This window comes from Streptosporangium sp. NPDC020072 (assembly GCF_040631445.1).
In the GTDB taxonomy this organism is placed as follows: domain Bacteria; phylum Actinomycetota; class Actinomycetes; order Streptosporangiales; family Streptosporangiaceae; genus Streptosporangium.
In genome coordinates this window covers 92,034-106,033 of the sequence record NZ_JBEYAB010000020.1, presented here as the reverse complement: position 1 = coordinate 106,033, position 14,000 = coordinate 92,034, and the positions used below count along the sequence as shown (strand labels likewise).

12 protein-coding genes are annotated in these 14,000 nt (G+C 70.3%); 2 read left to right on the top strand and 10 right to left on the bottom strand.

Annotation, left to right across the window (positions count from 1 at the left end):
- Window positions 1-402: 402 nt before the first annotated feature.
- The 10 genes from ABZ470_RS37275 to ABZ470_RS37230 form a co-directional block, all read right to left on the bottom strand.
- Window positions 403-1,743 carry a glycerate kinase gene (locus ABZ470_RS37275; RefSeq protein ID WP_362917452.1) on the bottom strand — a complete coding sequence of 447 codons (1,341 nt, stop codon included), beginning with the start codon at window positions 1,741-1,743 and terminating at the stop codon, window positions 403-405.
- Window positions 1,744-2,075: 332 nt separating this feature from the next.
- Window positions 2,076-3,059: a fumarylacetoacetate hydrolase family protein gene (locus ABZ470_RS37270; RefSeq protein WP_362917450.1), complete on the bottom strand. Its 984-nt coding sequence runs from the start codon at window positions 3,057-3,059 to the stop codon at window positions 2,076-2,078.
- A gap of 8 nt (window positions 3,060-3,067) precedes the next feature.
- Entirely contained in the window at window positions 3,068-3,946 is an 879-nt protein-coding gene (locus tag ABZ470_RS37265) for a 3-keto-5-aminohexanoate cleavage protein (RefSeq protein ID WP_352012915.1), read from the bottom strand.
- Window positions 3,947-3,985: 39 nt separating this feature from the next.
- Window positions 3,986-5,008, bottom strand: a complete 1,023-nt coding sequence (locus ABZ470_RS37260) for a Gfo/Idh/MocA family oxidoreductase (protein ID WP_362782472.1) — start codon at window positions 5,006-5,008, stop codon at window positions 3,986-3,988.
- Window positions 5,005-5,883: a sugar phosphate isomerase/epimerase family protein gene (locus ABZ470_RS37255; protein WP_362917448.1), complete on the bottom strand. Its 879-nt coding sequence runs from the start codon at window positions 5,881-5,883 to the stop codon at window positions 5,005-5,007. The genes ABZ470_RS37260 and ABZ470_RS37255 overlap by 4 nt, the downstream gene beginning before the upstream one ends.
- A complete protein-coding gene (locus tag ABZ470_RS37250) occupies window positions 5,880-6,953 on the bottom strand; it encodes an alcohol dehydrogenase catalytic domain-containing protein (protein WP_362917446.1) in 1,074 nt (357 codons plus the stop codon). The genes ABZ470_RS37255 and ABZ470_RS37250 overlap by 4 nt, the downstream gene beginning before the upstream one ends.
- Window positions 6,950-7,966: a hypothetical protein gene (locus ABZ470_RS37245; protein WP_362917444.1), complete on the bottom strand. Its 1,017-nt coding sequence runs from the start codon at window positions 7,964-7,966 to the stop codon at window positions 6,950-6,952. The genes ABZ470_RS37250 and ABZ470_RS37245 overlap by 4 nt, the downstream gene beginning before the upstream one ends.
- A complete protein-coding gene (locus ABZ470_RS37240; protein WP_352012910.1) occupies window positions 7,963-9,756 on the bottom strand; it encodes an ABC transporter permease subunit in 1,794 nt (597 codons plus the stop codon). The genes ABZ470_RS37245 and ABZ470_RS37240 overlap by 4 nt, the downstream gene beginning before the upstream one ends.
- Before the next feature lie 45 nt (window positions 9,757-9,801).
- Window positions 9,802-10,911: an extracellular solute-binding protein gene (locus ABZ470_RS37235; protein WP_362782463.1), complete on the bottom strand. Its 1,110-nt coding sequence runs from the start codon at window positions 10,909-10,911 to the stop codon at window positions 9,802-9,804.
- A gap of 50 nt (window positions 10,912-10,961) precedes the next feature.
- On the bottom strand, window positions 10,962-12,113 hold the full coding sequence (locus ABZ470_RS37230; RefSeq protein ID WP_362917442.1) for an ABC transporter ATP-binding protein: 1,152 nt from the start codon (window positions 12,111-12,113) through the stop codon (window positions 10,962-10,964).
- A 280-nt stretch (window positions 12,114-12,393) separates the two neighbouring features.
- Between ABZ470_RS37230 and ABZ470_RS37225 the strand changes: the two genes are divergently transcribed.
- Window positions 12,394-13,158: an IclR family transcriptional regulator gene (locus ABZ470_RS37225; protein WP_352012907.1), complete on the top strand. Its 765-nt coding sequence runs from the start codon at window positions 12,394-12,396 to the stop codon at window positions 13,156-13,158.
- Window positions 13,159-13,288: 130 nt separating this feature from the next.
- Window positions 13,289-13,870 carry a signal protein gene (locus ABZ470_RS37220; RefSeq protein WP_362917440.1) on the top strand — a complete coding sequence of 194 codons (582 nt, stop codon included), beginning with the start codon at window positions 13,289-13,291 and terminating at the stop codon, window positions 13,868-13,870.
- Window positions 13,871-14,000 lie beyond the last annotated feature (130 nt).

Genomic DNA, 14,000 nt, shown 5'->3' with positions numbered 1-14,000 from the left:
AACGGCGCCTCCCCCGAGTGGTCGTCAGGTGTCAGGACGCGCCACCTCGGTACGGCGAAGCCGGAGGCCCTTCGACAGAGGCCCCCACGTGCCCCGGCGTCGCCGAACTCGTGGAGGCGGTGGGACCGAGGCCCCCACGTGTCTCCGCGTGCCCCGACGTGGCCGAACTCGTGAAAGGCGGTGACGACGGCCCCGCGTGCCCCCGTTTACCCGGCGTGTTCCCGCGTGTCCGTGACCGGCTCCACGGCGGGAACCGGAGGCCACGGCACCCGGTCCGGCCGGGTCACGCTTTCGCGGCCCTTTCAGGGTCACCTTCCGATACCGGTTCGTCCCTCGGCGTCAACGACGACGGACGGGGAGATCGTCCGGTGACCGTCTCAGGGGGTGAGTCAGGTGACCGTCTCAGGGGGTGACGAACCTGGTGGCGATCCGGGTGGTGAGGCGTTCGAGGAGGGGGCCCGCCTCGGTCATGCATCGTCGTACGTCGGGTTCGATGTCGGTCAGCGCGTACACGGCCTCGATACCGGCCGCCCGCAGCTCCGCTTCGCTCACCGAACGCCGGCCGCAGACCGCCACGACCGGCACGCCGTGCCTGGCGGCCGCCGCCGCGACGCCCACGGGGGCCTTGCCGCGCAGGGTCTGCTCGTCGATCGAGCCCTCACCGGTGATCACCAGCCGGGCGCCCCTCACGTGCCGGTCGAAGTCCACCAGGTCAAGCAGGTAGCCGATGCCGGGCCGGATCTCCGCGTCGAGGAAGGCCAGCGCGCCGAACCCCACCCCACCCGCCGCCCCCGCCCCGGGCCTGCTCGCCACACCCGTCACGCGTACGGCCCCGCCGGGGGTGGCCGTGTCCGTCACGTGTACGGCACCGGGAACAGCCACACCCGGCGCGTGTACGGCGCCGCCTGACCCGGCCGTGTCCGGCACGGACGCGACGCCGTCGGGGGCAGCCACACCTGGCGTGTGCGCGGTGTCGCCTGAGCCGGGCGCGTCCGGCGTGAACGCGACGCCGCCGGACTCGGTGACGGCTACCAGCCTGGTCAGGCCGGCCTCAAGGACGGCCACGTCCTCGGGGGTGGCGCCCTTCTGGGGGCCGTACACGGTCGCGGCGCCGTACGGTCCGAGCAGTGGGTTGTCCACGTCGCTCGCCACGACGACCTCGAAGCCGCGCAGTCTGCCCGAGGTGTCGATCGTGCGCAGGTTGCGCAGCGCGGCGCCGCCCGGCGGCAGGTCGTTCCCTGCCGCGTCCAGCAGCCGCACGCCGAGCGCCTGGAGCATGCCCGCGCCGCCGTCGGTGCAGGCGCTGCCGCCGAGGCCGAGCACGATCCGTCGCGCGCCGTGCCGTACGGCGTGGGCGATGAGTTCGCCGGCGCCCCGGCTCGTGGCGGTCAGCGGCGCCGGGTCACCGGGCAGTTTCCGCAGGCCGGAGGCCTCGGCCAGCTCGACGACCGCGACCCGGCCGTCCCGTTCGTCGCGTACGGCGTAGGCCGCCGGGATCCGCGCGCCGACCGGTCCGGTCACCTCCGTCTCGACCCGGGTGAACCCGCTCGCGACCACCGCCTCCACGGTGCCGTCACCGCCGTCGGCGACCGGGAGCCGGACCACGGCCACCCGCCCCTGAGCGGCGGCGCGTAGTCCGGCGGCCACGTGGGCGGCCACCTCGGGAGAGGTCAGCGACCCACGGAACTTGTCCGGCGCGACGATGATCCGTCCCGCCGTGAGTCCCGCTGTGAGCCCTGTCATGCCGTGTCCCTCCCCGATGTACCTCCCGATGCTCCGTCCCGACCGGCCCGACTCCAACGAACCGACGGCGGGCCGATGGCGAACCGACCGGCCCGGTTCCGGCGCACCGGCGATGGACCGGCCGTCCCGACTTCGGCTAACCGACGGGTCGACCAGCCGACTCCGGTGAACCGGTCAAGGGTCGACCAGCCGACTCCGGTGAACCGGTCAAGGGTCGACCAGCCCGACTTCGGCGAACCGCTCAAGGGTCGGCCAGACCGACTCCGGTGCACCGGTGGCAGGCCGGCCGCCCTTCCTGGAGGACTTCCCTGGAGGGCGGCCGGGTGGTCATCTCATATGACGCGTACTTGGTTGACGACCTCGCCGACGCCCTCCACGGTCACCGTCACCACGTCGCCGTCCCCCACCACCAGCGGGGGCGTGCGCGCGAAACCCACACCCGGCGGGGTACCCGTCAGGATCAGGTCCCCCGGTTCGAGCGTCAGGTAGCGGGAGGCGTAGGAGACGATCTCCGCGACGGAGAAGATCATCTTCTCCGTCGAGCCGTCCTGGACGACCTGGTCGTTGAGCCGGGTGACGATGCGCAGCGCCTGGGGGTCCTCGACGTCCTCGGCGAGCGTCACGACCGACCCGACCGGGCAGAACCCGTCGGCGGACTTGCCGCGCAGCCACTGGCCGTCGGAGAACTGGGCGTCCCTGGCCGACAGGTCGTTGGCCGCGACGTAGCCGAGGACGTGGTCGAGCGCCTCGTCCAGGGCGACGTCCCTGGCCCGGCGCCCGATCACGACGCCCAGTTCGCCCTCGTAGTCGAGTTGGCCGGACAGGTCCTCCGGCACCTCGACGACGGCGCCGGAGGCCCGCAGCGCGTTGGGGAACTTCGCGAACAGCAGCGGCCTGGCCGGAGGCTCGACGCCCGACTCCTCCGCGTGGTCACGGTAGTTGAGCCCGACGCACACGATCTTCGAGGGGTTCACGACCGGGGCGAGGAGTTCGAGGTCACCGGCCACGACCGGCTCGCCGTCGGCGCGCCACGCGCCGGTGTGCAGCGCCTCCCTCAGCACGTCGGCCGCCGGGTGGTCGGACTCGGTCGCGAGGACCGTCGCCTTCTCCGACTCGATCCTGACGAGCACGACCCGGCCGTCGCCGAGCCGGGCACGCGCCAGACCCCGTACGGCACGCACCGGCTCCGGTGCGGTACCACCGCGCACCGGGTCCTGTGCTGTACCACCGCGCACCGGGTCCTGTGCCGTACCGCTTTGCACCGGGTCCTGTGCCGTACCGCTTTGCACCGGGTCCTGTGCGGTACCGCCACTCATCAGGCCGGTCACCTGCTCACCCCGGCGATGCGCCTGGCCTCTTCGACGTTCGCGATCGGGCGGCCGATCTGCTGGGCCATGGTGACCGCGACCTCGACCAGTTCGGCGTTGCTGCGCGAGGCCTCACCGTTGGGCAGGTAGGGGTTGTCCTCCCAGCCGACGCGGACGTGGCCGCCCAGCGCGATGGCCAGCGGCAGCAGCTGCCACTGCGCGACCGGGTCCATGACGCTGATGTTCCAGTTCGTGTTCGGGGGGAGGTGGTTGACCATGTACATGAGCGCGTCCGGGGTCGGCGGCGTCCACGCGCCACCCTGCCAGCCGAAGAACAGGGTCGCCCAGGCCTTCTCCTTCAGCAGGCCCTGCCGCCGGACGTACTCCAGGTTCCAGAACGCGCCGGTGTAGAAGCACTCGATCTCCGGCTTCACGCCGTTGGCCTCGGCCGCGGTGACGAACTCGACGAGCTCGTCCCTCGGGTGCAGGGAGTACATCTCGTTGGCGGGGTAGGCCGGGTCGGGCTGGAAGTACTCGTCGTGCACGTTGAACGCGTAGGACATCATGTCGGGCTTGAGCGACATGAGTTCCACCTTCTCGGGCAGCCGGGCGCTGGCGATGCCGAACTGCATGATCGGATCGGTGCCCACGGTCCGGATCTTCTCGGTGAGATCCCGCCAACCGTCGAAGTCGATCTTGGAAAGCTTCTTGCCGTCTTCCTGGATGGCGTCCTCCAGGTAGTGGACACCGTGGTGGTGGCACAGTGTCGCGCCCGCGTTCACCGAGTCGATGTACTCCTGGCCGACCTTGTCGGTGTCCTCGATGGCCGGCATGCCCTTGTAGCCGGGATAGGACATCGTGCTGTCGACCGTGACGGTGATGACGAGCGGGTCCATGGGGGTTTCTCCTCTGTCTGTGGAACGGGGTGACAAATCTCAGAGCGAGACGGGACGGCCGGTGGCCACCGACTCGTAGGCGAGTTCGATGATCCGCACCGCGTAGGCGCCGTCCTCGGGGGCGACGGCGGTCGGCTCGTCCTTCGCGATCGAACGGGCGAAGCTCTCGATCCCGGCCGCGATCGAGTTGTACTTCCAGGTGGTGGGCTCGTAGGCCGTACCGGGCAGGGGCGACCCCTCGTGGTCGCGCTTGCCGTGGAAGATCATGGCCGGGGGGTTCTGGTGCTGGTCGACGACGATGAGGCCCTTGGTGCCGTGCACTTCGAGGCGCTCGTTCCACGGTCCTCCCGAGGTGAAGGTGGACTCGACGGAGAAGAGCGCGCCGGAGCGCGTCCGGCCGCACACCAGCGACCAGTCCTCGACCTGGCTGACGTCCACGAGCCGGTCGGACATGGCCCGCAGGGAGGCGACCTCGCCGAACATCCACTTCAGCAGGTAGAAGGAGTGGGCACCGGCGTCGATGATGGTGCCGCCGCCCGAGCCGTCCTGGCGGCCCTTCCACAGCTTCGGGTTGCCGAGCCGTTCGAACTCGTTGCCGCTGATCAGGGTGCGGACGAGGGTCACGTCCCCGATCTCGTCGCCGTTGATGGCGTCGAGGGCGGCCTGGTAGGCGGGGATGAACCGGGTGTTCTCGTTGACGGTGAACTTGAGGCCCTTGCTCGCGGCGAGGGCGACGAGTTCACGCGCGTGCCCGGCGTCCACGGTCATGGGCTTCTCGATCAGGACGTGTTTGCCCGCTTCGAGGAACTCCCGTGCGATCTCGTAGTGCACGTTGTGCGGAAGCACGAGGTCGACGGCGTCGATCCGGTCGTCGTCGAGCAGTTCGCGGTAGTCGGTGGACGCCCGCGCCCCGAGCGACCGCGCCGTCCGCTCGGCGACGGCCGGGTCCAGGTCGCAGACGACCGCGGCCTCCAGGCCGTCGGCCCGCTGGTAGGCGAGGTGGTGGGCGAGCTGGTAGATCTCTCCGAGTCCGACGACGCCGAAGCGTATCGATCCGGTCACTGGGCAACGCCCCCTTCGAGACGTTCGCGAATGATGCGAAGGTTGTGGGTAAGGGAATCCATCACCCGTGACTCGTGCCGGAAGACGGCCACCGACAGGACGCCGTCGAAGGCGACCTCACGCAGGGCGTCGAACACCTCGTCCCAGTCGATGTCGCCGTGCCCGATGTCGAGGTGCTGGTGGTTGCGCACCCCGGGGCTTCCCGGGTTGAGGAAGGTACGGCCGGGCAGCAGGGTGTCGGCCAGGTGGACGTGGTCCATGGTCTCGCCCGCGTAGGTGATGATGTCGCGGTTGACGTTCTTGAGGTGGCCGCGTTCGTCCTCGACACCGGTGAGGTAGAAGGTGTGCGGCACGCAGTGCAGGTAGGTGACGTGGTCGCTCTGCAGGCCCCTGATGAAGTCGACGGCCCCGATGCCGGACTCAAGCCAGTCGCCGGGATGCGGTTCGAGCGCGATCGTGATGCCCTCGGACTCCGCCAGCGGCAGCACCTCCTCCAGGGAGCGGCGCATCGCGGCCTCACCGGCCTGCGGGGCGCTCGGCCGTCCGGTGAACTCGGAGTTGATGCGGTCGCAGCCCAGGTCGACGGCCAGCTGGACGGTCTGCTTCCAGTAGCCGACCGCCGCCTGGCGGATGTCCTCCTCCGAGCTCCCCCAGGCCTGCTCGATGAAGATGGACGCGATCCCGACGCCGTGGGTCTTCGACGCCGTCGCGATCTCGGCGATCTTCGCCTTGGACGCGCGCCTGCCGCCGTAGCTCGGCATCACGTCGGGCCGGGGCGAGAGCTCCAGGTGTTCGAAGCCCGCCTGCCGTACGGTCGAGAACACCGTGTCGATGGGGTGTGGACGCAGCATCCACGTGTCGGTCGCGATCTTCATCTCGTTCCTCGCTGGTCGTTGTGCGTGATGAGGACCCGGCCCCGTGCCTGGCCGCTTCGCAGCCGGGCGAGTGCCTCGTTGGCGTGGTCGAGGGGGTACTCCTCGTCCAGTGCCGGGGTGATGGCGCCCTCGGCGAGCAGCCGCAGCGCGTCGTGCTGGTCCTTCCTGTCGCCGTTGCGCGAGCCGACGATCTCCAGCTCGCGCTGGGCGAGGACCGTCGAGCTGACGCCGGGGAGGTCGGGCTCCTCGCCGACCACGACGATCCGGCCCCTGCGGCGTACGTACCGCGCGGCGTCGGCCATGGACTCCGACGTTCCGACCAGGTCGATCACCAGGTCAGCGCCGTCGGCGGGGCCCTCGTCACCGGCCCGGGACCCGGCCCAGGCGCACAGGGCGGACACCCGGTCCGCCGACGACGCGGGCACGACGTACTCGGCCCCGTTGTGTACGGCGAGCGCCAGGTTCTCCTGCCGCACGTCGACGGCCGCGGCGGAGATCCCGGCACCGGCCAGGAGCTGGAGGACGATCTGCCCGATGCCGCCCACGCCGATCACGACCGCGGTCCGCACCGGCGTCACGGTGCCGCGCCGGTAGGCGTGCACCGCCGTGACGACCGCGCAACTCGACAGCCCGGCGATCCTGGGGTCGAGGCCTTCGGGAACCCTCAGCAGGTTCCTCGCGGGGGCCGCGAAGTACTCCGCGAAGCCTCCCGGCAGCGTCACACCGATGATCCCCCGCAGGTGCAGCGCCTGCGCGTCGGCCCCGGCCCGGGTGAAGCGGCACTCCCGCTCGGCGACGAACAGGTGGGGCACGACCACCTCGCCGATCTCGACCCCGGAGACGTCCCGGCCGCGTTCGACCACGACGCCCGCGGGTTCGTGGCCCATGATGTGCGGCAGTCCGGGCACGTAGGCCAGGCCGTCCTGGATGTGCAGGTCGGTACGGCACACGCCGCTGGACAGAGTCCGTACCAGGACCTCGTCCGGCCCGATCTCGGGGACGGGAACCTCGCGAATCTCCAGCGGCCCGCCGACGCGAGTCAGGAGCGCGGCGCGCATGGTGGCACTCACCGCCATCCCTCGGCCCACCCCGCGAAGAAGGCGTCGGCGGCCTCGGCGGTCGAGTCGTAGTAGCCGTAGCACCCCTCGGTGGTCACCAGCGTCGGCAGGCGCAGCCCGGCGATGCGGCGGCCGAGGACGCCGAAGTCCGCGACGTCCAGGCGCAGCAGCCCGAACCCCTGCTCCCGGTGGGCGTCGTAGCCCAGGGCCAGGACGAGGTGGTCGGGTTCGAAACGGGTGATCGCCTCAAGCGCCGTCTCGAACGCGGGCAGGTAGGCGTCGAAGCCCGAACCGGTCGGCAACGGCAGGTTGAGGTTGCCGCCGGGGGCGCCGGGGCCACCGGTCTCCTCCGCGAACCCGGCGACGTGCGGCCAGCCCTCGGCGTGGATCGAGACGGTCAGGACCGACGGGTCGTCGTAGAACACGGCCTGGGTGCCGTTGCCGTGGTCCTGGTCGATGTCGAGCACGGCGACCCGGCCGCTTCGGGAGAGTTCGCGGGCCGCGATGGCGGCGTTGGCGAACACGCACAGTCCGCCGCCCACGGTGGGCAGGGCGTGGTGGCCCGGGGGGCGGGACGGCACGAGCACCAGCCCCGGGGAGGACCGGTCGGCCCGCGCGAGCCTGCGGGCGCCCTGCTGGGCGGCCGCCGCGCTGTGCAGTGCCCCCTGGCAGACCGAGGGGGTGGCCTGGGTGATCTCGTCGAAGAAGTACTGGATGTGCCGTCCCACGAAGGTGCGCGGCTCGGAGACCTTCAGGGCGGGGACCGCGACGACGTTCAGCGGGAACTTCGTGGACCCCTCCTGCCGTCCGCTGCCCTCCTTGACGAAGTCGACGTATTCGGGGCTGTGCACGGTCAGCGCCGCGGCGCCGCCGTCCTCCTCGGGCGCGAGCCGTTCGGCGTCGGGGAACGACCGGCGGAAGGCCGCCAGCGTCGCCGTGACCGAGGTCGGGTAGACGATGCCGGGAAACTCCTGGTTCTCGACGTAGGGGGAGGTCATCTCCGCGACGACCGAGGGGGTGTTCATGAGGCTCCCATCCGGCTCAGCGCCACCCGTACGGCGCGCACGAGCCAGGCCATGACGAACCGGAGGAGGACCGCGGCCGCCCCTGCTCCGAGCAGGACGACGGCGACGACGGCTGTCCTCGGGCTCACTTCGAGTTTGATGTCCTGGAACATCCGCAGCGGCAGCGTCACCGCGGTCGGCCCGGACATGAAGGTCGCGACGACGACGTCGTCGAACGCGGCGAGGAAGGCGAACACGAAGCCGCTGACCAGCGCCGGGCGCAGCGCGGGCAGCAGGACGTGTCTGAGTACCGACAGGGGTCCGGCGCCCAGGCTGCGCGCGGCGTTCTCCAGCCGCACGTCGAGGTTGCGCAGCGCCGCCGCCGTGATCGACACCGCGAAGGGCAGCCCCAGCACCACGTACGGCAGGACCAGGCCCAGCGGGGTGCCGACGAGGCCGTGCGGCGCCACGAGCACGAAGAACCCGAGGCTGTAGATCATCGGAGGGACGATCATCGGCATCGCGACCAGGACCGCGACCGGCACCCGCGAGCGCCGTGGACCCCGTACGAGACCGAAGGCGCCGAGACCGCCGATGACCACGCCGATCGCCGCGGAGAGCGAGGCGATGCCCAGGCTGAGGAAGGTCGAGCCGATCCACGACTCGTCGGCGAGGTAGTCGGCGAACCACCGGGTGGAGTACTCCTCCGGCGGGAAGATCAGGTAGGTCGCGTCGCTGAAGGACCAGATGGCCACCACGACCAGCGGCGTGACCAGCAGGGCGGCGCCCACGAGCCAGCCGCCGACCAGGATGGGCAGGCGCAGCCGTCCGACGACGCCGAGGACGGTGTCGAGCACCCGGGCACGCAGGTCACGCAGCCGCTCATACCGTTCGTCCTGTTTCGCGGACTCCCGGCGGGGGCTCGCGGCGGTGCTCCCGATGGAGAGCGAGGGCGCGAGGTAGCGGAAGAGGACGACGAACAGCACCAGGACGACCAGCAGGAGCAGTACGGCCTGCGCCGCGGCCCCGGCGGGATCGACGAGGTTGGAGAACTGGACGAGGATGGACTGGGCGATGAGCGTGTCGCCGGGGCCGCCGAGCAGCGCGGGCGTCACGTAGAAGCCGAGGGTGCTGATGAAGACCAGGGCGGCGGCGGCCAGGACCGCCGAGGAGGTCGCGGGCCGGTACACATGCCAGTGCGCGACCGCCGGTGAGGCCCCCAGGCTCTGCGCGGCCCGTACGGCGGCGCGGTCGATGCCGCTCATCACGCTGTAGATCGGCAGCAGCGCCAGCGGCAGCAGGATCTGCACGGTGCCGATCAGCATGCCGGTCTGGTTGAACACCAGGTCAGGAGGGTTGTCGATGCCGACAAGCGCGAGCGTTTTGGCGACGAGCCCGCTGGGGGCGAGGATCGCGATCCACGCGTAGGAGCGGATCAGGATGCTCGTGAAGTACGGCACGAGCACCACGACCATCAGCGCGCCGCGCAGCCGTTTGGGCATCCGGGTGAGCGCGTAGGCCATGCAGTACCCGAGGGCGACGCAGATGCCGGTCGAGAGCGCGGCGATGACCAGGGTGCGGCGCATCGCCCGCCAGAAGACCGGCGAGGTCACCTGCTCGTGGTAGTTCTCCAGGGTGAGTCCCTGCCCGCCGCGGAAACTGTCGACCAGCAGTGAGCACAGCGGGACGACGAACAGCAGGATCAGGACCGCCAGGAGCGGAACCAGGGTGAGCCACCGGCGATCCGGCCTGTGCCGTGGGGGGGCGGCCGGATCACCGGTGAACCGCTCCGGGGAGCTGTCGACCGACATGGATCTCCTAGGTCGAGGTCGTCTCGATCGCGGACGGGCCGTGGGCTACTTGGAGACCCACGCCTGCCAGCGCTCGATGGCGACTTCCTCATTGGACTTGGTCGACCCGGGGGCGGTGGCGGTCCACCAGTCGTAGTCCTGGGTCACGGCGGAGGCGACGTTCTTCGGTGACGTCGGCAGCAGGGCGGCGCGGTCCTCGGGGAGCAGGTCGAAGGCCGCCGAGTTCGCCGGCGAGTAGGTGATCGCGTTCGCGAAGTCCGCCTGGGCCTGCGGCTCCATCATGAAGGCCAGGAGCTTCTGCGCGTTCTTGGCGTTCTTGGCGCCCTTGAGGATCGCCCAGTTGTCGTACTGCAGGATCGACTGGTTCCACGTGCTCGCGACCGGTACGCCCTTCTCCTTGGCGCCCGCGACCCGGCCGTTCCACGCGCTGGCGACCGTGACCTGGCCGCCGGTGAGCAGCTGGATGGGCTCGGCGCCGGTCTCCCAGTACTTGACGAGGTTCGGCTTGAGCTTGTCCAGGCTCGCGAACACCCGGTCGTAGTCGATGGGGTAGAGGTCCTTCGGCGCGACGCCGTCGGCCAGTGCCGCGATCTCGAACGTCGCGCCGCCCGCGCCCCAGGCGCCCGGCGCGAGGGTCCGCTTCCCGGGGAACTTCGCGACGTCCCAGAAGTCCGCCCACGAGGTCAGCGCCTGGTCGCCGAGCTTGGCGGTGCTCCAGGCCGGGACGACGGAGATGTAGTAGGCGGGCACCGCGTCGTCGGCGGCCTTCACCGGGGAGATCTTCTCGCGGTCCCCGGCCTTCCACAGCGTGTAGTCGACCGGTTCGAGGGCGGCGCCGTCGCGGAACCGCTGGAGTACGGCGCCGTTGATGTTCACCAGGTCGAAGGCGGGGGCACCGGCCTTGACGCCCGTGAGCACCACGGCGGCGTCGAACTCGCCGGGGCTGAGCACGACGTCGATCCCCGTCTTCTTCTCGAACGGGTCGAAGAAGGCCTTCTTCATCGCCTTGCCCAGGTCACCACCGGGGTCGGGGACGACGACCGTACCGGCGGAGGGGGCACCGCCGGTGTCGTCGCCGCTTCCACAGGCGGTGGTCGTGAGCAGGGCTCCGGCCGTCACCGCCGCCCCCAGCACGGTCTTCCGGGAGAACTTCATCAGCCGAACCTTTCTGTCTTGCACATCTCTGACGCGTCCTGGCCCGCGGCTTACCGCCGGCCGTCCGCGTGGTAGCCGCGTGCGGCGTAGGGGTCCCAGTGGACGGCGACCCGGTCGCCGACGGCCCATCTGGTCTCGGTGAGGTTCCTGAACGACAGGCGCGCGTTGAGGTTCCCGATCGCGGTCTCGACGACGTGCAGCGCCGTCGCGCCCTCGTACAGCACCTCGCTCACCACACCCGGTACGGCCTGCGCGCCCGTGCCGTCGGCGCCGTCGGGGGGCAGCAGCGAGACCTGTTCCGGGCGGACCCCGACCTCGACGCCCCGGTCGGGCCTGAGCGAGGCCGCGTTGGCCACCTCACGGCGGTGTTGCGACGAGTCGCCGTCGAGGACGACCCGGACCTGGCCGTCGGCGTCGAGGACGGAACGGCCTGTGAAGAAGTTGGTCTCCCCGACGAAGTCGGCCACGAAGGCGCTCGCGGGTCTCTCGTACAGGTCGGTCGGCGTGCCGAGTTGTTCGACGGCACCGTCGTTCATCACCGCGACGCGGTCGGCCATGGTGAGGGCCTCGCCCTGGTCGTGGGTCACGTAGATGACGGTCGCGCCGAGGTTGCGCTGGAGGCGTTTGATCTCGACGCGCATGTGCTCGCGCAGCCGCTTGTCGAGCGCGCCGAGCGGCTCGTCCATGAGGAGCAGCGCGGGCCGGAACACGATCGCGCGGGCGAGCGCGACCCGTTGCTGCTGACCGCCGGAGAGCTGGTCGGGGAAGCGGGTCGCGTAGTCCTCAAGTTTGACCAGCTCAAGGGCGTGCTGGATGTGGCCGCGCTGTTCCCGGAGCGGCATCCGCCGCATCCGCAGCGGGAAGCCCACGTTCTGGGCGACGGTCATGTGCTTGAACAGGGCGTAGTGCTGGAACACGACGCCGATCTCGCGTCTGTGCGGCGCCAGCCGCGCGACGTCCCGGCCGTTGATGCGGATCGCACCGCTCGTCGGCTCCTCGAAGCCGGTGAGCATGTTGAGCAGCGTCGTCTTTCCCGCACCGGAGGGACCCAGGATCGCCAGGAACTCACCGCGTCGGATGTTCAGCGAGACACCGCGCACCGCCTCGACGGTCCCGTACTTCTTCGACAGGCCGTCCAGCTCAACCTCACCGCCCGTCGCGACCTGGTCGACGACCTGGACGCCCTCCGACACCTCGGACATCCTCAACTCCTCGGTAAAGTTGCAATCAATGCAACGCGTATGGCTGACGAACTTAGGCAGCCCCGCAAGGCGTGTCAAGGGGTCAACCAGGGGTGAAACAGTACAGATCCGGCACCTTGGACCGGTCCAGCTGCGAAATCGGGCGCTTCCTTGGCCCAACTTGAGCGTGCTATGTTGTCGGCAGCGCAACACACCTCAGTGCGCGGCGCACCCCTGCCCACACTGAGAAGATTCCGAGAAGACGGTCAGTCCAGGATCTTGGTAAGGAGAGAATTTCTCTATGCCAGACAATCCATCACGGGACAACAGCGACCTCGGGAGCATGTCGCACATCAGGCGCGGTCTCATGGTTCTTGAGCAACTGGCCACCAAGTCTGCGACGGCGGCCGAGGTAGGGCGGTTGGTCAACGTGAACCGCAGCAGTGCGCTGCGCATACTTGGCGATCTCGTGGACGCCGGCTACGTCGCCCGCGACGACGCCACCAAGGAGTTCACCATCCGCCCGGAGCGGTTCTACGGGCTGATCGTCAACCATCCCGCGCACGAACAGCTGATAGAGAAGGTCGGCCCGCTGCTCAAGCGGCTGACCGGCGGGACCGGCGAGGCCTCCCTCTTCGCCGCCCCGGCCAGCGGAAACATGGTCTACGTGCAGTACCAGCCCTCGTCCGAGGTGCTCACCCTGCGCGAACGGCTCGGCACCGTACGGCCCATCCACTGTTCGGCGGTCGGCAGGGCCTACCTGTCGACGTTCGACGACGTCGCCCTCGACGAGGTCCTCGGCACCCTGAGCTACTCGGGCGGCACGGACCGCGCCGCCAAGGGCCCGCTCGACCTGCGCCAACGGGTCGAGGAGTCCCGGCTCCTCGGCTACGCCCTCGACATCGACGAGACTCTCGTCGGCGCGTCCTGCGTCGCGGCCCCCCTGAACAACAACGGCAGGTGCATCGGTTCGATCGCCCTGTCCGGACCGACCTCCCGCATGCCCAAGGACCGCCTCGTCGAGCTCGGCTCCTTCCTGGTCGGCGAGATCGCGAACACGTTCTGACCTTCGGCGAGCGCCCACATCGGGGACGGCCCTCGCCGAACGTCACCCAGCGGGCACCGCGCTCTTCCCGAAGAAACCAACGTCACGGACGACACCGCCGGCCCGAGATCCGGAGTCCTATGATTCCGGGATGCCCCTCCGATCCGTTCCGTTCCTTCTGCTGGTCCTTGGGCTCGTCGCCGGTTGCGGGCTTCGCGGAGCCGGGGCGGAGACGTCGATCCAGGGACGCTGGTGGACCTGGGCGTCCTCGGAGCCCGAGAACACGAATCCGGTCACGGACCCGAGCGGACGGTTCTGCCACCGGAACCAGCCGCAGGACGTGTGGTTCCTCGCCGGCACCTTCGGCGGTACGGCCCGGCGGACATGCGAGGTTCCCGAGGGACGGCCGATCGTGTTCCCCCTGGTGAACCGGACCGCCACCAGGGCCGAGTGCCGGAGGTTCATGGCCGCCGCCAAGGGTGAGGCCGTCCTCGACGGCGCGCCGGTCGCGTCCGAACGGCTGACCGAGGGCCGCGTCGCCATAACCGGCGTCGCGGGCAACCCGCTGACCGGCCGGAAGGGGAGGATGCTCTCCCCCGCGTGCGGCATCTGGGTACGGCTGCGACCGTTGAAGCCCGGCCGCCACACCCTGACCATCCGCGGCTCCTCCGACGACTTCCGCACGGGCGTCGACTACACGCTCATCGTCGATCCCCCCGGCCCCCAGGCCTGAGGACCTGTTCCGTGGGCCCTCGCCACGGTGAAGATCGTCCTGGAGGGGAACGGTGGCCTTTCCCGCCGGTCGGGGGATGTACTGAGCGGTCCTCTGTCACAGATGGCCGGGCTGCCCTGTCAACTGTGCG

What these genes read in the sequence shown, in the direction of transcription:
- ABZ470_RS37275 (WP_362917452.1), bottom strand. Translation starts at nt 1,743, where the DNA reads ATGACAGGGCTCACAGCGGGACTCACGGCGGGACGGATCATCGTCGCG.
- ABZ470_RS37270 (WP_362917450.1), bottom strand. Translation starts at nt 3,059, where the DNA reads ATGAGTGGCGGTACCGCACAGGACCCGGTGCAAAGCGGTACGGCACAG.
- ABZ470_RS37265 (WP_352012915.1), bottom strand. Translation starts at nt 3,946, where the DNA reads ATGGACCCGCTCGTCATCACCGTCACGGTCGACAGCACGATGTCCTAT.
- ABZ470_RS37255 (WP_362917448.1), bottom strand. Translation starts at nt 5,883, where the DNA reads ATGAAGATCGCGACCGACACGTGGATGCTGCGTCCACACCCCATCGAC.
- ABZ470_RS37245 (WP_362917444.1), bottom strand. Translation starts at nt 7,966, where the DNA reads ATGAACACCCCCTCGGTCGTCGCGGAGATGACCTCCCCCTACGTCGAG.
- ABZ470_RS37240 (WP_352012910.1), bottom strand. Translation starts at nt 9,756, where the DNA reads ATGTCGGTCGACAGCTCCCCGGAGCGGTTCACCGGTGATCCGGCCGCC.
- ABZ470_RS37235 (WP_362782463.1), bottom strand. Translation starts at nt 10,911, where the DNA reads ATGAAGTTCTCCCGGAAGACCGTGCTGGGGGCGGCGGTGACGGCCGGA.
- ABZ470_RS37230 (WP_362917442.1), bottom strand. Translation starts at nt 12,113, where the DNA reads ATGTCCGAGGTGTCGGAGGGCGTCCAGGTCGTCGACCAGGTCGCGACG.
- ABZ470_RS37225 (WP_352012907.1), top strand. Translation starts at nt 12,394, where the DNA reads ATGCCAGACAATCCATCACGGGACAACAGCGACCTCGGGAGCATGTCG.
- ABZ470_RS37220 (WP_362917440.1), top strand. Translation starts at nt 13,289, where the DNA reads ATGCCCCTCCGATCCGTTCCGTTCCTTCTGCTGGTCCTTGGGCTCGTC.